Below are 17,253 nucleotides of genomic sequence, written 5' to 3'. Positions count from 1 at the left end.
CTTTCGCGTTACGCGGCGCTTCCAACCTCTGGCCCGGCTTTCGCAGCGTCTCGACCAACCCTCTTCGCCTCGTACATGGCGGTATCAGCGCGGGCCAAAAGGTTCTCCGGCGTCGTTCCATCGGTCGGATAGAACGCCGTTCCCATCGAACAGGTCACAGTAATCGCGCCTGTCGAAATTGCGATCGGCTCCTGCACCGCTTGGCGAATGGCTTCAAGCCGCGTCATCACCCCGGCTTCATCTCGTTTGGGATTGCTGAAAATGATGGCGAACTCATCACCACCAAGGCGCACCGCAATATCCGAAGCGCGAACGTTTTTGGTGATACGTTCGGCGATGGCACGAAGAACATCGTCCCCTGCTGCATGTCCGTGAAGATCGTTGATCTGCTTGAACTTATCGACATCGAGATAGGTGATTCCCACCAGACGACCCTCCCGCTTGGCCTCGTGAAGCGCTCGGCGGAACTGGCCCCAGAAGAGATTGCGGTTCGACAGACCGGTCAACGGATCGTGGTGGGCCATGTAATGCACACGTTCTTCGGCGCGGCGGCGGTCGATCGCGATCCCGGCAATATTGGTTGCCATGTCGATGATTTCTTTTTCCGTCTCTGTCGGCATGCGAACCGCTTTGGAGTAGAGCGCGAATGTTCCGAGCAGAACGTTGTTGTTGCCTATGACAGGCGTGGACCAGCAGGAGCGAAGGCCATGGGGCTTGACCGCTTCGACATAATTGGTCCAGAGCGGATTTTCCAGCGTGTCGCTGACATAGACAGGCTCTTTGCGAAAGGCGGCCGTGCCACAGGAGCCATTGGTCGGCCCAACGGGAACACCATCCACTTTCGACACGTATTCTTTCGGTAGCGACGGTGCCGCGCCGTTGCGCAGCAATGCCGTCTTCTCGTCCAGCAAGAGAACCGAACCACAGACATGGTCCAGCAGGCTTTCGACCTCGCGCACCACGGCGGCGAGGATATCCTTGAGGGGCTTTCCCTTGACGATCATTTCCAGGAGAGCAGCATGGCTTTTGCGCATGGTTTCTTGACGCTTGGTCAGGGTGATCTCGCGTGAAACGCCGGCAAGCCCTACCGGCGTACCATCATCATCGCGTAGAATGATGCGTGTGCCGGAGTACCAGCGTGTTGTTCCGTCGTCTGCGGCGATCGGCTCTTCGGCATCGTAGACATTGGTATTGTTGGAAAGGATGCGGCGATCCAGGCGATCGATACAATCGGCAACTTGCTTCGGCGCGAGGTCGAAGATCGTCAATGTGCGCCCGTCCAAGTAATCCCGCTCGTGGCCGAGTGAGGCAAGGGCGGCGGCGTTCATGTACTCGTACCGGCCTTCGCAATCCTTGATGAAAACCATTTCGGGTACGTTATCGAGCAAGAAAGTCAGACCGTGCCGGTGGATGTAAGACATCGGGATTTGGAGAGATGGCGCCGATGATGTTGACGGTATTGGACCGTTTTCTTCACGCATCTTATAAAACTCCATTAAAATTCTTCAGTCTGGTGCATTTGCTTATGATCGATGGTCAGCACAAACGGGCTGGAGAGCAATGGGATTTAGCCTATAGAAGATATACTTATACTGAATTAACAAAATTCAGTCTCTACCGTCTGCCGTCACCGCGGCGCTCTCCTAGTAATACTACTAATATTGCATTCTTTTTATTAGAATTCCTACATATATCAGAATCTCGCCAGCTGAACTACACCTCCTGTCGAAACGTGACATAAACGTTGGATTCGGCCAGAAATGTCTCTAACGTCCTATAAACATGAGAGGGTTTTGCAGTGCTGACAATTTATGGCGTCTATCGCTCCCGGGCCACGCGGACATTATGGCTTGCAGGAGAACTGGATATTGCGTTCGACCATGTGCCCGTCATCCAGGCGCGGCGGCTCGCCGACCCGATGGCAGCCGATGCGCCGCTCAACACGCTGACGCCCTCCTATCTGGCCATCAACCCGATGGGAACGATCCCCTGCATCGAGGATGACGGCATGGTGCTTTACGAGTCGATGGCGATCAATCTTTACCTGGCGCGGAAATACGGCACCTCCGTCGCGCCAAAAGACGCGGCGGAAGATGCGCATATGCTGCAATGGTCCTTCTTCGCCGCGACGGAAATCGAGACGACTGCGCTGAAGATTTCCTCGACCTTTGCCGAGGGCCTGGCCGACAGCGAAACCGGCAAGGCCGTCATCGAGGTAGCAGCGCGCATGTTGCGCCGGCCCTTCCGCGTGCTGGAACAGCACTTGGCGGACAAAGACTATCTGGTCGGCGACCGCTTCACTGTTGCCGATCTGAACGCTGCGGAAGTGGTTCGCTACGCGCAGGCGCAAGCGCCGCTTTTTGATGCGCATCCTGCCGTGAAGGCATGGCTGGAGCGTTGCCAGTCCCGCCCAGCCTTCAAGGCAATGTGGGATGCGAGAGCTGCCGAACCGGCTTAAGCGCTCAAGCATCGACCCGGAAATCGGAATCGATTTCCGGAAAGTACGATCCGTTGAATCAAGGCGTTAGAGCCGACGTTACACGGATGTCACCGACATGGATGCCGTTCCAGTTCTTCATGGAGCGGTTCGCGATCGAGTCGAGGGCATGCGCTTCCACGCTCTCCTTATCGAAATATCGCGCCAGTAGAGCGGCAATCATCGCCTCGGCGGCACGGGTCGTGCCGTCCTCGCATTTGACCGCGATGGCCAATCCCTTCTCCGGCAGGATGCCGACGAAAACCCCTTCGGCGCCGGTCTTGGCGAAAATCTTACCCGGGGCGATTTCCATGAGCTTTGTGCAGGTGCGGCCCGTTCCCGCGACGTAAAAGGGCTCTGCCATGCAAGCCTCGATCAGGCGGCGCGAGGCCTGAGCGCGGATCGGCTCCAGCCCTTGCCCGGTCGCCATCTTGGCAAAACCGTGCGCCAGTGATTTTAGCGGTACGGCATAGGCCGGGATGGAGCATCCATCGATGCCGCAACTGTCCTCGGCGATGGCAGCGCCCGTGAGGCTTTCCATGGTCGCGCGGATTTCGCGCTGCAACGGGTGCTCGGCATTGACGTAACCTTTCGTCTCGATGCGATTATGGCTGCAGGCGCAGATGAAGCCGGAATGTTTGCCGGAACAGTTGTTGTGCAGCGCCGTCGGCTTCTCCATGCCGCGCGCCTGGCCTATCAGCGCCTTCTGGTCGAGCGACCAGTGCGCACCACATTCCAGCGCGCTGAGATCATGGCCCGCTCTTGCGAGCATCGATGCCGCCAGTTCCACGTGCGCCTCTTCTCCCGAATGGGATGCGCAGGAGAGTGCGAGCTCTCGGTTGCCGAAACCGTAAGCATCCGCAGCACCGCTTTCCACCATGAACAAGGCCTGCATGGCCTTACATGCGGAACGCGGGAAGACCGCGCTCTCAGCATCGCCTGCCGAAAAGACAACCTTGCCATCGCCATCCACCACGACGGCCATGCCTCGATGGCGGCTTTCGACGAGGTTGCCGCGGGTGACCTCAACGGTAACGGGGTTGTGCGTGATGCCAGCCTCAAAAAATTCGAAATGCGATCCCTATCTAATCCTATTGTTCGCATCATGCACGGGGCACTCCATTGAAATTTGCCAAGCGGTTTCTGGCCGTCGTTTTTCTCGTCTATCTCCTGCCTGCCCTCGCCTCTGCGGGTCTGTGGGTGATGAAGGACCATCCGACCGGCTACCGCAATGCGCGCTGGTCTTCCGCGGGCATTCTGCCGGAAGCGGCCATGGACAAGCCCGCGGCGATCTATGTCTATTCGGCCATGACCGGCGGCTTCAAAGGCTCGATTGCCAGCCACGCCTGGATCGTGATGAAGCCGGAAGGTGCTGCGAGCTATGAGCGCTACGACAAGGTCGGCTGGGGCTCGCCTATCCGCCGCAATGCCTACGCGCCGGATGCCTACTGGTATTCGAACATGCCCCGCAAGGTTCTGGAACTGCACGGTGACGAAGCCGAGAGGCTGATCCCGAAAATCCAGCAGGCGATCGCCGACTATCCTTACGCCAAGGCAGGGGGCTACCGGATTTACCCTGGCCCCAATTCCAATACCTTTATTGCCCATGTTCTGCGCAGCGTGCCGGAACTCGGCGTGGTGTTGCCGCCCGACGCTGTCGGTCGCGACTACCTGCCGAACGGCGAGTTCGTTCATATTGCCGAGGATTGGAAGGATGTCAGCATTTCGCTCGGTGGACTGTTTGGACTGTCCGCCGGTTTACGCAGCGGCTTTGAAATCAATTTCCTCGGCCTTGTCGCTGGCATCGACGTCCAGAACCCCGGCATCAAAATCCCAGGGCTCGGTTACTTCGGCGTCAACCCGTTCGAACCGGCGCCGGAGCGCGCACCCGGCTCTGCCTGAGCATCGCTTTCGTGGTGCTCGGCTTCACTCGCGCGCCTTGCCCTGATTCCCTGCGCGATGAAGACGCGCGACAGGCCGTGGTAGAGGGGCTCAGGAGAGATCATTCGTGAGGTCAGGTAGCCCAGCATCGACGCGGCCATGATCGCGATGACGCCATCGTGATTGCCCGTCATTTCCAGAATAATCACGAAAGCCGTCATCGGGGCCTGAACGACACCGGCAAAATAACCTGCCATGCCAAGGATGGCGCCGAGCGCGATGCTGCTGCCAAGAAGAGAAGAGACGGTGCTGCCGAAGCCCGCACCCACGGAAAGCGATGGGGCGAATATGCCGCCGGGAATGCCCGACAGCATGGCAAGGAATGTCGTCATCAGCTTCTCGGCAAAGAACAACATCGGCGCGGGCTCACCCTCGACGGCCGCCCTCGCCTGCTCATAGCCAGTGCCAAAGGTCGCACCACCGCTGAGGACGCCGATGATGGCTGAGGCCAAGCCGCAGACGGCTGCAACAATCAGCATGCGCTTCAACGGAACCGTATGCGCCCACCGGCGAATGCGCTGCGAGGCACGAAGCGCGCCCGCGCTGAAGATGGCACCCAGAAAGCCGCCGCCGATACCGCAGATGAGAACGAGGCTCCAATCCTTCCCCGTTTGCATCATGACGGTGCTAGTGCCGAAATAGGTGTAGCTGCCGACTAGTCCGAGCGATGCCAAACCCGAGAGGATGACGGCGGTCAGCACCAGGCCGTTGGCGCGGGACTGATAGGACCGGCTCATCTCTTCAATCGCAAAGACGACGCCGGCAAGTGGTGTGTTGAAGGCCGCAGCGATCCCTGCTGCCGATCCGGCGAGGATCAGACCCCTCGCCTGCGCCATGCCGCCAACCCGTGCGGCCAGAAGCATGATCGAGGCGCCGACCTGTACCGTTGGCCCCTCGCGCCCTATGGATGCGCCGGACATGAGACCAACAACCGTCAGCACGATCTTGCCGACGGCAAGCTTGATCGACAACAGGCGAGACCGGTCTTCGTCATGATGGAAATGGCGCGCGGCGATGGCCTGCGGAATGCCACTTCCGCCGGAATTTGGAAACACCACGAGTGCCAACCACGCACAGATGACGAAGCCGAGCGGCGTGATGATGAGCGGCAAAAGGAATGCCCACTCGCCTGACGATGTGGTTGCGGAAAAAACGTGCTGCGCCCAATCTGCCGCCTTGGCAAAGGCGACGCTGATCAGCCCTACCGCAATGGCGCCGAGCCAGAAAACGGCTCTTGGCTTCCAGATCCGCCACGATCCCCACATGACGCGGGAACGGCGGACCATTTTCATGTTCTTGTAAGTGGCGGGCATGGTACGTTTCTGCATTTCAATGGAGAGGTTTCTTATCAGACCCGAAAGTCCCGATTGCAACCATATCTTTGACAAATGCCATGGAAAGGCGCAGATTTACGTATCGCAATTGCAATGCAGGAGCCATTCCGATGAAAAGCGCGACGCTGCCGCCGCTTCGGGTCGAACCGGAATTTCGAGAAAAAGCGCAAAGCGTGCTCAGAGAGGGCGAGACGCTGTCCAGCTTCATCGAAGAGGCCGTGCGCAAGCAGGTGGAAATCCGCAAATCGCAGGCGGAATTCATCGCCAGAGGTTTGGCGTCTTTGGAGGATGCCGAACGCACAGGGGTATATTACACGACTGAGGACGTATTATCCTCGATGCGGCAGAAACTTGAGGCCGCTAAAGCGGCGAGAGCTTCCAAGCAAAAATGACTTATACTCTCCGGTACACCGCCGAAGCGTTGGAAGACTCTGATCGCATTTACGATTACCTGATCGAATATGACATCGAGACCGCCGAACGGGCCCTAAGGGCAATAAGCGCAGGGCTTGGTATTCTGGTTGATTTTCCATTCAGCTGCCGCCGCGCGGATGGTGGAACCAGCGTTATGCGCGAGCTCCTTGTTCCATTCGGCTCATCAGGTTATGTGGTTCTCTTCCGTATCGACGGTCCGGAAACCGTTACGATAGCCGCAGTCCGCCACCAGCGCGAAGACGACTATCATTGACCCCTACGCATCATGGTTTCAAAAAGATAGAGCGTACTTCGCATCCACAGGGACGCGCGGAGCTCTAGCGATCGCTGACCGCCGCCCGCGGATTGACCCAGGGCTCCTGATTTGACCGCGGCGGTGGCTGTCGACCGAGAATATGATCCGCGGCCTTTTCTCCTGTCATGATCGACGGTGCATTGAGGTTGCCATAGGTCACATGCGGGAAGATCGAACTATCCGCCACGCGCAGGCCTTCGACCCCAATAACGCGGCATTGCGGATCGACGACCGCCAAAGGATCGTCCTTGGCGCCCATCCGGCAGGTGCCGCAGGGGTGGTAGGCGCTTTCCAGATGTTCACGCAGGAAGGCGTCGATCTCCGCATCGGACTGAACACTTTCGCCCGGCTGGATTTCCGGGCCGCGGAACTCGTCGAAGGCTTTCTGGCTGAAAATCTCGCGCGTGAGGCGCACGCAATGGCGGAATTTCTCCCAGTCTTCTGCGTGGCTCATATAGTTGAAGCGGATCACCGGGTCGTCCTTCGGATCGGACGATCGAAGCTTAACGTCGCCGCGGGATTTCGACAGGTTGTAGCCGACATGCACCTGGAAGCCATGGCTCTTGGCGGCGGCCTTGCCGTCGTAGGAAATGGCGACGGGGAGGAAATGAAACTGGATATCCGGCTGCTTCAATCCTGGTGCGGAGCGCAGGAAGGCGCAGGCCTCGAACTGGTTGGAGGCACCAAGCCCGCCCTTGGTCATCAGCCACTGCGCACCCGCCACGCCCTGCCAGAACCATGGCAGCCATGAATAGAGCGATACAGGCTTGGTCGAGACCTGCTGGAAGTAGAATTCCATATGGTCCTGCAGATTGGCACCAACGCCCGGACGGTCCACTTTCACCTCGATACCCATGTCCTGCAAATGCTGCGCCGGACCGATGCCGGAGAGCATCAGCAGTTTCGGCGAGTTGAAGGACGAGGCGGCAACGATCACTTCGCGGTTTGCGCGTATCGTCTCGACGGCACCCTTGCGTTCAATCTCGACGCCTGTCGCGCGGCCATTGTCGATCACGATCTTGCGCGCAAAGCCGTGCACGAGCGTGACATTACCGCGCTTCAGAGCGGGCCTCAGATACGCGTTTGCTGCGGACCAGCGACGACCGTCATGGATCGTCTGCTCCATCAGGCCGAAGCCCTCCTGCTTCGAACCGTTGTAATCATCGGTCAGTTCGAACCCTGCCTGTGCGCCAGCCTGAATGAAGGCATGGAAGAGAGGGTTCTTCACCGGACCACGCTGTACATGCAGCGGCCCGTCCGTGCCACGCCAGCCTTGCTCGCCGCCATGGCTATGTTCCATGCGCTTGAAGTATGGCAGCACATCCGCATAGGCCCAGCCCTGCGCACCCCGTTCTTCCCAGCGGTTGAAGTCTTCCGCGTGACCACGGACATAGACAAGTCCGTTGATGGAGGACGAGCCGCCGATGACCTTGCCGCGGGGGGCGGTGATGCGGCGATTGTTGAGATTCGGCTCCGGCTCGGAGAGATAGCCCCAATTGTAGCGCTTCATGCTCATCGGCCAGGCCAGTGCCGCCGGCATCTGGATGAATGGCCCGAAATCCGATCCGCCTGCCTCGATGACGATGACAGAATACTTGCCGTCTTCCGACAGGCGATAGGCCATGGCTGAGCCAGCGGACCCGGAACCGACAATGACGAAATCTGCCTGCTGCATCTGTTATCTCTCTTGGTGTTAATTACCCGCCGTCAGGGCCGAAAGGCGACTGGCGGGTAGCCGGATCGATTGGATACTCCCTGAGCCAAGGGAGTATCCATCAATAGGGCGCTTCGACTTTGCCTGTTGCCACGTAGATCGTCTTCAACTCACTGTAATGATTGAGGGCTGCGGCCGAATTTTCCCGGCCGAAGCCGGATTGCTTGGAGCCGCCGAAGGGCATTTCGACCGGGCACAGATTATAGGTGTTGATCCAGAGCGTGCCGGCCTCCAACTGGTCGACGACGCGATGCGCACGCGACAGATCGGCCGTGAAGACGCCGCCCGCGAGGCCAAATTCGGTCGCGTTGGCGCGGGCGACAACCTCGTCTTCATCGTCGAAATCCAGCACGCACATCACCGGCCCGAAGATCTCCTCGCGGGCAATGGTCATGTCGTCCTTCACATCGGCAAAGACGGTCGGCTGCACGTAATAGCCCTGGCCGGAGATATTGTTGGGAATGCCGCCCCCGCTTACGAGCGTTGCGCCTTCGGCCTTGCCCTTCTCCATATAGGCCAGCACCTTTTCCTGCTGCGCCTTCGAGACGAGCGGGCCGATCTGGGTTGTCTCATCCATGGGGTCGCCAATGATCATGGCGTCGGTGCGGCTCTTGAGATTGTCGAGGAAACGTTGTTTTGCACCCCGCTGAACGAAGACGCGCGTGCCATTGGAGCAGACCTGCCCAGAGGAATAGAAATTGCCGAGCATGGCGCCGCCAACCGCACTTTCGATATCGGCGTCGTCGAAGACGATGAGCGGCGACTTGCCGCCAAGTTCCATCGTCACATGCTTCAGATGGCCCGCAGCCGCGGCAGCGACCTTGCGACCCGTGGGAACCGAGCCAGTCAATGACACCTTGGCGATATCTGGATGGTTGACGAGGAGCGGGCCGGTATCGCGATCCCCCTGAATGACATTGAAGAGACCTTTCGGTAGCCCCGCTTCGATGAGAATTTCGGCGATCTTCAAGGCCCCCAGCGGGGTGTTTTCCGATGGCTTGAAGACCATGGCGTTGCCGGCGATGAGCGCGGGCGCCGCCTTCCAGCAGGCGATCTGCTGGGGGTAGTTCCAGGCGCCGATACCGAAGCAGACACCAAGCGGGACACGCTTGGTATAGGCAAAATCGCCGCCGAGCGGAATGTAATCGCCGTTCAGCGCAGACGGCGCGATGCCGCCAAAGAATTCGAAGCAATCAGCCCCGGAGGTCGGATCAGCAACGATGGTTTCCTGAATAGGCTTGCCGGTGTCGAGCGTTTCAAGTTCAGAAAGCTCGCGGTTGCGCTCGCGCATAATGTCTGCAGCACGGCGCAGGATACGCCCGCGTGCCGTCGGGCTCATCGCAGCCCATTCTTTCTGCGCGCGCTTCGCCGAGGCGATTGCTCGCTCGACAATGGCAGGGGTCGCCGCATAAAGGCGCGCGATGACTTCACCGGTCGCCGGATAGATGCTTTCGATCAGCGTTCCCTTATCATCTTCAACATAGTCGCCATCGATGAAGTGCGAGGCTTTCGGCTGGGCTTTCAACGTCATGATCAGTGTCCTTAAAGAATGCGGGTGGACGGCTTGTTGTCCAGAAAGCGTTTCAGCTGCACGTCGAAGTAATCTTCGACCAGAGCGCCCGCGGCGGAGATGCCAAGCGGTGCGGCATGCAGACTGTGGCGAATATAAAGCCCGTCGATCAGGGCCGCTGCCCCTTCGGCGATCCTTGCCGCGTCGTCGGGCGGGCAAAGACGACCGAGGCTATTCATGATGTTGGAGCGAAGGCGCTTGGTATAGACGACGAGAAGACGGCGGGTTTCCTCTGAGCGCTGCGCCTCGACATAAAAGGCCAGCCACGCCGCCACCGTTTCCTGGGTGAACTGGTCGCTTTGAAACGACACCCGCACTATGGCGCTGAGGCGCTCGCGCGCGCCGGACGCCCGAGTCAACGCCGCAACAGCATCCCGCCGCAAATCCCGCAACAGGCTGCGGATCGTCTCCAGCAGGAGTTGCTGCTTGCTGCCGAAGTAATGGTGCGCGAGGGCCGCCGAGACCCCCGCCTCTCGTGCGATGTCCGACATCGTCACATTCAGCGAACCATGATGGCCTATGGTGCGTAGAGCTGCATCGACCAGCGCTTTGCGCCGCAATGGCTCCATTCCGACTTTGGGCATACAGATCTCCTTTCGGTTTTTTTATTATTGATTGACTGATCAATCAATAAAAAATGCGACGAGTTTTCACCTGGTTTGCGCCATGTCAATGAGAGGATCGATCACGTGTTCGACACTCTTCTAGCTCTGAGTGTTTTTAGCGGGAACCAAGAATAACTTCTCACGTTCTATTCGACCGCCGCCTTGCGATCCGCAGAATATGCACATGCTGCAAAGTGAGTTTACGACGGCAAATGCGGCTGACGGGAAAAATCCCGCAGCTTGGCAATAGGGAGGACCACCATGCCAGTGTTGACCGTATCGATCTCTCCGGAACAGGCTGCGAAGATGCACGAAGCCGTGGCCTGCGGTGCCTACGCCTCCAGCAGCGAAGTCGTGCGCGCCGCGCTGAAGCTCTGGGCAGAGACACAGCAAAGAAACAAGGGCGGCTTCGTCGAGCGCCGGAAGAGCGATAGCGAGGCCGTCAATGTGGCGGAGCTCTATGCCTTCCACAACACACATAGACGCTGAGCGACATCTGATTTGACGCCACCTGACCGGACATGAAACTGTCACCAAAGTTTCATCTGCCGTAAAGTTTTCATTGAGGAGTTCTCTCCACACTCCCGCCTAAAAACATAGGGTCGGGCAGGATTGCTGCAAACGATCCTGCAATGGTGGAGAAAACGCGTGGTGTCGATAAGTGCCGAGCCAAATATCATAAGACGGTTTTCCAGCGGCCAGATGATTTCCATGGCAAAGCTGGTGCTCGAATGCGCCTTCCAGCCGATCGTCGAAGCGACGACCGGCACCGTCTTCGGTTATGAATCCCTGATGCGCGGATATGACCGCATCGGCTTTTCCAACCCTCTCGAACTTCTCGATCATGTCGAAGCGGACGGCCAGCTCATCGAACTGGAGAAGATGATTGCGAGCCGCGCACTCGCCAAGTTTTCCACGCTTCCGGATTTGGCCTCCGCCACGCTGTTTCTCAACCTCGATGTCAGGCTCATTCCCCACGGCGACATCATTGTCGACAAGCTGCTGGAACAATTGGCGCAGGCAAAGATCCCGCCCTCCTCCATCTGCTTCGAGCTGTCGGAACGCTTCGACAATACCAGCGTGCCGGAATTCAGTACCCTGATCAACCGCATGCGCAAGGAAGGCTTCAAGCTCGCCATCGACGATTTTGGCGTCGGCCACGGCGAGATGAAGCTGCTTTGCGATTTCGACGTCGATTATCTGAAAATCGACCGCTACTTCATCCAGGACGTCGAGCGCAATCCGCGCAAGCGGCACATGGTCAAGAACATCGTCAACATCGCCCATGTGCTCGGCGTGCGCGTCATTGCCGAAGGCATCGAGACGGAAGGTGAATTCCTCGCCTGCCGGGAGATGGGCGTCGATCTGGTCCAAGGCTGGTTCGTCTCTCGCCCCACGACCTTCGTCAAGGAATTGCAGACATCGTTTCCGCATCTCCAAATTCTCGGCGAAAACCGGCGCAATCGTCAGACACTCGACGAGATCCTGATCCGCCGCCAGATCGAGCACCTGCCCACTGTCTATGAGAACGACAGCATCGACAGCGTCTTCGAACTCTTCCGCCGCAATCCGGAGCAGGCTTTCTTTCCAGTTCTCAACGCCAATGGCGAACCGCGCGGGGTGATCAACGAGTATCATCTGAAGGAATACATCTATCAGCCCTTTGGCCGCGATCTCTTGAAGAACAAGGTCTATGAGCGGACGATCTCGCATTTTGTCGATCGCGCCCCGATCGTCGGGCTGGATGCGGATGCGGATCGGCTGATGAATATCTTCGCCAATATGGGCGGCAGCGCCTGCGTCATCCTCACCGAAAACATGCGCTATGTCGGCGTCGTCTCGGCCGCCTCGCTGATCAAGGTCATCAACGAAAAACAATTAAAGCTGGCACAGGAGCAGAACCCCCTGACGGCGCTTCCCGGCAACCGTGCGATCAGCGGCTTCATCGAGGAATCCTGCCGCGACAGCGATGAGGATCGCTTCTTCTGCTATTGCGATTTCGACAACTTCAAACCCTTTAACGACAAATACGGCTTCCATGTCGGCGACCACGCGATCAGCCTGTTCTCGGCGCTGATGAAACGATACTTCTTCTCCGGCGACTGCTTCCTCGGCCATATCGGCGGCGATGATTTTTTCATCGGCGTTCGCGACTGGACGAAGGACGAGGTTACGGAAATTCTGGAGCGGTTGCTCAGCGATTTCCACGACGACGTCATCTCGCTTTATTCGGAAGAAGATCGTCTCGCTGGACAGATCAAGGGCTTCGACCGCTTCGGCAACGAGCGGGAATTTGCGCTTCTGCGTTGCTCCATCGGCGTTCTTCAACTGCCCAAGGGCATGTTGATCGGCAATCCCGAGGGGATTGGCGCCGAAATCGCCAACATCAAGAAGGCGGCCAAGGAAAGCGATGCCGGTCTCGTCATCTGCAGCCATGGCGAAATGAAATAGGGGGGGAGCGGCATTACGCCTTCTTTCATAAGCCACACGGGTCACCTAAGTTTAGCGGACCGTAAGAAAGCTTTGAGGAGGCCACCCGTGTCACTGCCGTCCACCATGCGTTTTGTCGATCTGCCCAACTTTGGCGGACCTGAGGTCATGACGTTTTCAAACGGGCCTTTGCCCTCACCCAAGGCCGGGGAACTTCTAGTCAAGGTTCAGGCAGCAGGGATCAACCGCCCGGATGTGGCGCAGCGTCAGGGAAACTATCCCGCGCCGAAAGATGCAAGCCCCGTTCTCGGTCTTGAAGTTGCCGGTGAAGTCGTCGCGCTAGGTGAAGGCGTCAGCGATTTCCAAGTTGGCGACCGGGTCTGCGCGCTTGCCAATGGCGGAGGCTACGCCGAATATTGCGTCGTGCCCGCTGGCCAGGCCCTGCCCTTCCCCAAAGGTTATGATGCGGTGAAGGCGGCGGCGGTGCCGGAAACCTTCTTCACCGTCTGGGCCAACCTTTTCCAGATGGCAGGCCTGACGGAAGGCGAAAGTGTCCTTATCCATGGCGGCAGCAGCGGTATCGGCACCACGGCAATCCAGCTTGCAAAGGCCTTTGGTGCCGAGGTCTACACCACGGCAGGTTCGAAGGAGAAATGTGACGCCTGCGAGACGCTTGGCGCCAAGCGGGCGATCAACTACAAACAAGAGGACTTCGCCGCCGTCATCAAGGACGCGACCGGCGGCAAGGGCGTGGATGTCATTCTCGACATGATCGGCGCATCCTACTTTGAAAAAAACATCGCCTCGCTTGCCAAGGACGGCTGCCTGTCCATGATCGCGTTCCTCGGCGGTACGATTGCCGAGAAGGTGGACTTACGCCCCATCATGGTCAAACGCCTCACCGTCACCGGCTCCACCATGCGGCCACGCACGGCTGACGAGAAACGCGCCATTCGCGATGAACTCGTCGAGCAGGTTTGGCCGCTGCTCGAAGCCGGCAAGGTGGCCCCTGTCATTCATGACGTGATCGACTTCGATCAGGTTTCGGAAGGCCATAGGCTGATGGAAAGCAGCAGCCATATCGGCAAGATCGTGATGCGTATCAGCGAGTAATATCAGAGATTTGAGCTAGGCGCCGGCGGGCTTGAAAGCTTTTCCGGCACCGCACAGCCGTTTGCGGGCTACAGCATCGGCCCGAAAATCGGAGTCGATTCTCGGAAAGCACGATGCGTAGATCAAAAGAGATGGGGCGCCCTTTGCGCGTCGAATAGGACGCACAGCGCTCTATCGGGGCTTGTTCGGCTGGCGGCATCGATATAAACGCGCCCTCTTGCAATCGGCGCGAATCGGATTACCTTCATACTATGTTCAACGTAGAGAAAGGAAGGTGATCCAATGTCTAATGAGATTTCGGTCTTGGCAGCAGGCAATGGAAAGGATTTGATTTTGACGAGGCAGCCCTCGGCCTGATCCGCCTTCCCTTCGAAGCGTTGCAAAACGTTTCGGGTCTGAGACAATGACCAAACTCATGGAAGGGCCGCTCGAAGCGGCCCTTTTCCTTTTCTACTTTTTACGTTCTGAAAACCCGCCAACGAGTAGGACGAAAGCGCACGTCGTTGCCAACGGAAACAGAGGCATCCAGCGGCACCTCGATTTCGAGATGATAGGGTTCGTGTCCATTATTGGCGATATCGATTTCCGCAATGCGCGTGCCGGCCAGGCGGCGACAGGTGGTCACCTTCCCGTAAAGTGCGTCTCGCTCATTCGTCAGCACCACGTCTTCCGGACGGAAGAACAGGTCGCCCTCCCCGTCTCCGGTCTCAGCGAGGCCGATGCTCTCTCCCTGAAACACGACTTGGCCGTTCTGGACCTTGACCGGAAGGTTGGACGATTCGCCGATGAAGGAGAAGACGAAGGGGGAATTCGGCGTGTCATAGACATCATCCGCCGTGCCGACCTGTTCGATCTTGCCTTGGCTCATCACCACCACGCGGTCTGCCAGTTCCAGGGCCTCCTCCTGGTCGTGGGTGACGAAGACGGTCGTGTGGCCGGTACGGTCGTGAAATTCGCGAAGCCAACGACGAAGCTCCTTGCGCACCTTGGCATCCAGCGCACCGAAAGGTTCGTCCAAAAGCAAGACACGGGGTTCAATGGCAACGGCACGGGCGAGCGCAACACGCTGGCGCTGGCCACCGGACAACTGGTTGGGATAGCGCCTTTCCAGCCCGGACAGATGCACCATGTCCAAAAGGTCCGAGACGCGCTTGCGGATTTCCGACTTAGCCGGCCGTGTTGCAGAGGGTCGCACCTTCAGGCCGAAGGCGATGTTTTCCGCCACCGTCATGTGACGAAACAGCGCGTAATGCTGGAAAACGAAGCCGACATTGCGCTCCTGGACGGAACGGTGGGAGGCATCCTCATCGCCAAAGAAAATCTGGCCGGCGGTCGGCTGCTCAAGGCCGGCGATCAGACGCAGAAGCGTCGTCTTGCCGGAGCCGGAAGGACCCAGCAGTGCAATCAACTCGCCGGAGCGGATGTTGAGCGACACGTCGTTCAACGCTGGAAAGCGATCAAACTGCTTGGTGATGCCGGAAACTTTCACTTCCATGAATATGCCCTTCAATGCTTGCCGGCAGCGTTGCCCGCGCCAAAGCGTATTTCGAGAATGGTTTTGAGTACAAGGGTGACGAGCGCCAGTCCCGCCAGCAGTGTGGCCACCGCAAAAGCGGCGCCCATATTGTACTCGTTGTAAAGAATTTCGATATGCAGCGGCATGGTATTGGTTTCGCCGCGAATATGGCCCGACACCACTGAAACGGCACCGAATTCGCCCATAGCGCGGGCGTTACACAGAAGCACGCCGTAGAGTAGACCCCATTTGATGTTCGGCAAGGTGACATACCAGAAGGTCTGCCAGCCAGAGGCGCCAAGCGAAATCGCGGCCTCCTCGTCGCCGGTTCCCTGATCCTGCATGAGAGGGATCAGTTCGCGGGCAACGAAGGGAAACGTGACGAAAATGGTCGCAAGGACGATGCCCGGCACGGCGAACAGAACCTCGATGCCATAGCTCTTCAGCCAGGGCCCGAGCACGCTGTGGGACGAAAACAGGATGACGTAAACGAGACCGGAAATCACCGGCGAGATCGAGAACGGCAGGTCGATCAAGGTGATGAGGAAGGCCTTGCCCTTGAACTCGAACTTGGCGATGGCCCAGGCAGCTGCCACGCCGAAGATCAGATTGAGTGGCACGGAGATGGCGGCGACCAGAAGCGTCAGGCGGATGGAGGCAAGCGCATCCGGCTCTACGATCGCCTCCCAGAAGGATTCGATACCTTTGCGGAAGGCTTCGACGAAGACGGCTACCAGAGGCAGCACGAGAAAGAGCGCCAAGAACAGGAAGACGACAAGAAAAAGGGCAAGCTTTGCTGGCAGCCCCTCGCTTGCCGGATCGCGGAACGGCCTGGACGGGAGGGTTTGAGCTTTATCAGGCATAACCATACCTCTTACGGCTCCAGGCCTGAATGAGATTGATGACGAAGAGCATCGCAAAGGAGATGATCAGCATGATTGTGGCGATGCCCGTCGCGCCCGCATAGTTGAATTCTTCAAGGCGGATGACGATCAGGAGTGGGGCGATTTCCGACACATAGGGGATGTTGCCCGCAATGAAGATGACGGAGCCATATTCCCCGACGCCGCGGGCAAAGGCGAGCGCGAAACCCGTGAGGATGGCGGGAACGAGGCCCGGCAGCAGAATGCGGGTAATCGTCTGGAAACGGTTTGCACCGAGCGTCGCTGCAACCTCCTCAACCTGCCGGTCGATCTCTTCCATGACGGGCTGCACCGTGCGCACGACAAAGGGCAGGCCGATAAAGATCAGGGCAATGACGATGCCGATCGGCGTGAAGGCGATCTTGATGCCGAGCGGTTCGAACAGCGAACCGATCCAGCCCCTATTGGAATAGAGCGTCGTCAGCGAAATGCCGGCAACCGCGGTCGGCAGCGCGAAGGGAAGATCCACGATCGCATCGACAAAGCGGCGACCCGGAAAGCGATAGCGGACAAGGACCCAAGCGATGATGACGCCGAAAAAGGCGTTGACGAGTGCTGCGATGAAGGCCGTGCCGAAACTGACACGAAGCGCGTTCAAGGTTCTGCGATCGGTGGCGATCGCGACGAACTCGGCAAATCCGAGATGGGCGGTGGACCAGATAAGGCCACCGAGGGGAATGAGAATAATGAGAAAGAGATAGGTAATCGTGTAACCGAGCGTCAGGCCGAAACCTGGCAAGACGCTAGACTGACGCCACTTCCATCCGCTTTGCGATGGGGTATTGCTCATCGATGCTCCGGGTAAACGAATGGCTTGAACCAGCCATCATACGCGCTTTCGACCGGCGGTGAAGCCAGTCGATCCATTCTGCTCCAGGCCGGGCGGCACTTGGCCACCCGG

General features: G+C 58.4%; 16 protein-coding genes. 7 read left to right on the top strand and 9 right to left on the bottom strand.

The window, feature by feature from the left end:
* Nucleotides 1-8 precede the first annotated feature (8 nt).
* Nucleotides 9-1,421: a diguanylate cyclase domain-containing protein gene (locus tag ACTJKV_RS03485; protein ID WP_440598482.1), complete on the bottom strand. Its 1,413-nt coding sequence runs from the start codon at nucleotides 1,419-1,421 to the stop codon at nucleotides 9-11.
* 377 nt (nucleotides 1,422-1,798) lie between these two features.
* Between ACTJKV_RS03485 and ACTJKV_RS03480 the strand changes: the two genes are divergently transcribed.
* Complete coding sequence (locus ACTJKV_RS03480) at nucleotides 1,799-2,458, top strand: glutathione S-transferase family protein (protein ID WP_440598449.1); 660 nt, start codon at nucleotides 1,799-1,801, stop codon at nucleotides 2,456-2,458.
* A 58-nt stretch (nucleotides 2,459-2,516) separates the two neighbouring features.
* Here ACTJKV_RS03480 and ACTJKV_RS03475 read toward each other — a convergent pair whose 3' ends face one another.
* Nucleotides 2,517-3,527 carry an asparaginase gene (locus ACTJKV_RS03475; protein WP_440598481.1) on the bottom strand — a complete coding sequence of 337 codons (1,011 nt, stop codon included), beginning with the start codon at nucleotides 3,525-3,527 and terminating at the stop codon, nucleotides 2,517-2,519.
* Between the two features lie 71 nt (nucleotides 3,528-3,598).
* Between ACTJKV_RS03475 and ACTJKV_RS03470 the strand changes: the two genes are divergently transcribed.
* The gene (locus tag ACTJKV_RS03470; protein ID WP_440598448.1) at nucleotides 3,599-4,378 is read left to right on the top strand and encodes a DUF3750 domain-containing protein; all 780 of its coding nucleotides are present in this window, start codon (nucleotides 3,599-3,601) and stop codon (nucleotides 4,376-4,378) included.
* Here ACTJKV_RS03470 and ACTJKV_RS03465 read toward each other — a convergent pair.
* Nucleotides 4,321-5,730 (bottom strand): chloride channel protein, encoded by a 1,410-nt coding sequence (locus ACTJKV_RS03465; protein ID WP_440598447.1) that lies wholly within the window; start codon nucleotides 5,728-5,730, stop codon nucleotides 4,321-4,323. The two genes, ACTJKV_RS03470 and ACTJKV_RS03465, sit on opposite strands and share 58 nt — an antisense overlap.
* A 131-nt stretch (nucleotides 5,731-5,861) precedes the next feature.
* Between ACTJKV_RS03465 and ACTJKV_RS03460 the strand changes: the two genes are divergently transcribed.
* Both ACTJKV_RS03460 and ACTJKV_RS03455 read left to right on the top strand, forming a co-directional pair.
* Nucleotides 5,862-6,143, top strand: a complete 282-nt coding sequence (locus tag ACTJKV_RS03460; RefSeq protein ID WP_440598446.1) for a YlcI/YnfO family protein — start codon at nucleotides 5,862-5,864, stop codon at nucleotides 6,141-6,143.
* A complete protein-coding gene (locus ACTJKV_RS03455) occupies nucleotides 6,140-6,439 on the top strand; it encodes a type II toxin-antitoxin system RelE/ParE family toxin (RefSeq protein WP_440598445.1) in 300 nt (99 codons plus the stop codon). The genes ACTJKV_RS03460 and ACTJKV_RS03455 overlap by 4 nt, the downstream gene beginning before the upstream one ends.
* Before the next feature lie 64 nt (nucleotides 6,440-6,503).
* Here the strand turns inward: ACTJKV_RS03455 and betA are convergent, their stop codons facing one another.
* The 3 genes from betA to betI all read right to left on the bottom strand — a co-directional run bounded on the left by betA (nucleotide 6,504) and on the right by betI (nucleotide 10,349).
* Entirely contained in the window at nucleotides 6,504-8,156 is a 1,653-nt protein-coding gene (gene betA / locus ACTJKV_RS03450; protein ID WP_440598444.1) for a choline dehydrogenase, read from the bottom strand.
* 100 nt (nucleotides 8,157-8,256) lie between these two features.
* Nucleotides 8,257-9,720, bottom strand: a complete 1,464-nt coding sequence (gene betB, locus ACTJKV_RS03445; RefSeq protein ID WP_440598480.1) for a betaine-aldehyde dehydrogenase — start codon at nucleotides 9,718-9,720, stop codon at nucleotides 8,257-8,259.
* A 17-nt stretch (nucleotides 9,721-9,737) separates the two neighbouring features.
* A complete protein-coding gene (gene betI, locus ACTJKV_RS03440; protein WP_274103891.1) occupies nucleotides 9,738-10,349 on the bottom strand; it encodes a transcriptional regulator BetI in 612 nt (203 codons plus the stop codon).
* A 282-nt stretch (nucleotides 10,350-10,631) separates the two neighbouring features.
* Between betI and ACTJKV_RS03435 the strand changes: the two genes are divergently transcribed.
* From ACTJKV_RS03435 to ACTJKV_RS03425, 3 genes are all read left to right on the top strand, one after another.
* Nucleotides 10,632-10,859, top strand: a complete 228-nt coding sequence (locus tag ACTJKV_RS03435) for a ribbon-helix-helix domain-containing protein (RefSeq protein ID WP_113326864.1) — start codon at nucleotides 10,632-10,634, stop codon at nucleotides 10,857-10,859.
* A 213-nt stretch (nucleotides 10,860-11,072) separates the two neighbouring features.
* Nucleotides 11,073-12,821 (top strand): GGDEF domain-containing protein, encoded by a 1,749-nt coding sequence (locus tag ACTJKV_RS03430; protein ID WP_376782220.1) that lies wholly within the window; start codon nucleotides 11,073-11,075, stop codon nucleotides 12,819-12,821.
* 105 nt (nucleotides 12,822-12,926) lie between these two features.
* Nucleotides 12,927-13,913, top strand: a complete 987-nt coding sequence (locus ACTJKV_RS03425; RefSeq protein ID WP_062438297.1) for an NAD(P)H-quinone oxidoreductase — start codon at nucleotides 12,927-12,929, stop codon at nucleotides 13,911-13,913.
* 457 nt (nucleotides 13,914-14,370) lie between these two features.
* Here ACTJKV_RS03425 and ACTJKV_RS03420 read toward each other — a convergent pair whose 3' ends face one another.
* Genes ACTJKV_RS03420 through cysT form a run of 3 tightly spaced genes read right to left on the bottom strand, consistent with a single transcriptional unit; the run spans nucleotide 14,371 to nucleotide 17,142 of the window.
* The gene (locus ACTJKV_RS03420) at nucleotides 14,371-15,408 is read right to left on the bottom strand and encodes a sulfate/molybdate ABC transporter ATP-binding protein (RefSeq protein WP_274103892.1); all 1,038 of its coding nucleotides are present in this window, start codon (nucleotides 15,406-15,408) and stop codon (nucleotides 14,371-14,373) included.
* An 11-nt stretch (nucleotides 15,409-15,419) separates the two neighbouring features.
* Entirely contained in the window at nucleotides 15,420-16,292 is an 873-nt protein-coding gene (gene cysW / locus ACTJKV_RS03415; RefSeq protein WP_274103893.1) for a sulfate ABC transporter permease subunit CysW, read from the bottom strand.
* Complete coding sequence (gene cysT, locus ACTJKV_RS03410) at nucleotides 16,285-17,142, bottom strand: sulfate ABC transporter permease subunit CysT (RefSeq protein WP_062438305.1); 858 nt, start codon at nucleotides 17,140-17,142, stop codon at nucleotides 16,285-16,287. The genes cysW and cysT overlap by 8 nt, the downstream gene beginning before the upstream one ends.
* Nucleotides 17,143-17,253: the final 111 nt, after the last annotated feature.

This window comes from Agrobacterium sp. 22117 (genome assembly GCF_052045735.1).
GTDB lineage: Bacteria > Pseudomonadota > Alphaproteobacteria > Rhizobiales > Rhizobiaceae > Agrobacterium > Agrobacterium cavarae.
The sequence above is the reverse complement of the archived record's forward strand: the minus strand, read 5'-3'. Positions and strand labels throughout refer to the sequence as shown.

What these genes read in the sequence shown, in the direction of transcription:
- ACTJKV_RS03485 (WP_440598482.1), bottom strand. Translation starts at nt 1,421, where the DNA reads ATGTCTTACATCCACCGGCACGGTCTGACTTTCTTGCTCGATAACGTA.
- ACTJKV_RS03465 (WP_440598447.1), bottom strand. Translation starts at nt 5,730, where the DNA reads ATGCCCGCCACTTACAAGAACATGAAAATGGTCCGCCGTTCCCGCGTC.
- ACTJKV_RS03460 (WP_440598446.1), top strand. Translation starts at nt 5,862, where the DNA reads ATGAAAAGCGCGACGCTGCCGCCGCTTCGGGTCGAACCGGAATTTCGA.
- ACTJKV_RS03455 (WP_440598445.1), top strand. Translation starts at nt 6,140, where the DNA reads ATGACTTATACTCTCCGGTACACCGCCGAAGCGTTGGAAGACTCTGAT.
- betA (WP_440598444.1), bottom strand. Translation starts at nt 8,156, where the DNA reads ATGCAGCAGGCAGATTTCGTCATTGTCGGTTCCGGGTCCGCTGGCTCA.
- betI (WP_274103891.1), bottom strand. Translation starts at nt 10,349, where the DNA reads ATGCCCAAAGTCGGAATGGAGCCATTGCGGCGCAAAGCGCTGGTCGAT.
- ACTJKV_RS03435 (WP_113326864.1), top strand. Translation starts at nt 10,632, where the DNA reads ATGCCAGTGTTGACCGTATCGATCTCTCCGGAACAGGCTGCGAAGATG.
- ACTJKV_RS03430 (WP_376782220.1), top strand. Translation starts at nt 11,073, where the DNA reads ATGATTTCCATGGCAAAGCTGGTGCTCGAATGCGCCTTCCAGCCGATC.
- ACTJKV_RS03425 (WP_062438297.1), top strand. Translation starts at nt 12,927, where the DNA reads ATGCGTTTTGTCGATCTGCCCAACTTTGGCGGACCTGAGGTCATGACG.
- ACTJKV_RS03420 (WP_274103892.1), bottom strand. Translation starts at nt 15,408, where the DNA reads ATGGAAGTGAAAGTTTCCGGCATCACCAAGCAGTTTGATCGCTTTCCA.
- cysW (WP_274103893.1), bottom strand. Translation starts at nt 16,292, where the DNA reads ATGCCTGATAAAGCTCAAACCCTCCCGTCCAGGCCGTTCCGCGATCCG.
- cysT (WP_062438305.1), bottom strand. Translation starts at nt 17,142, where the DNA reads ATGAGCAATACCCCATCGCAAAGCGGATGGAAGTGGCGTCAGTCTAGC.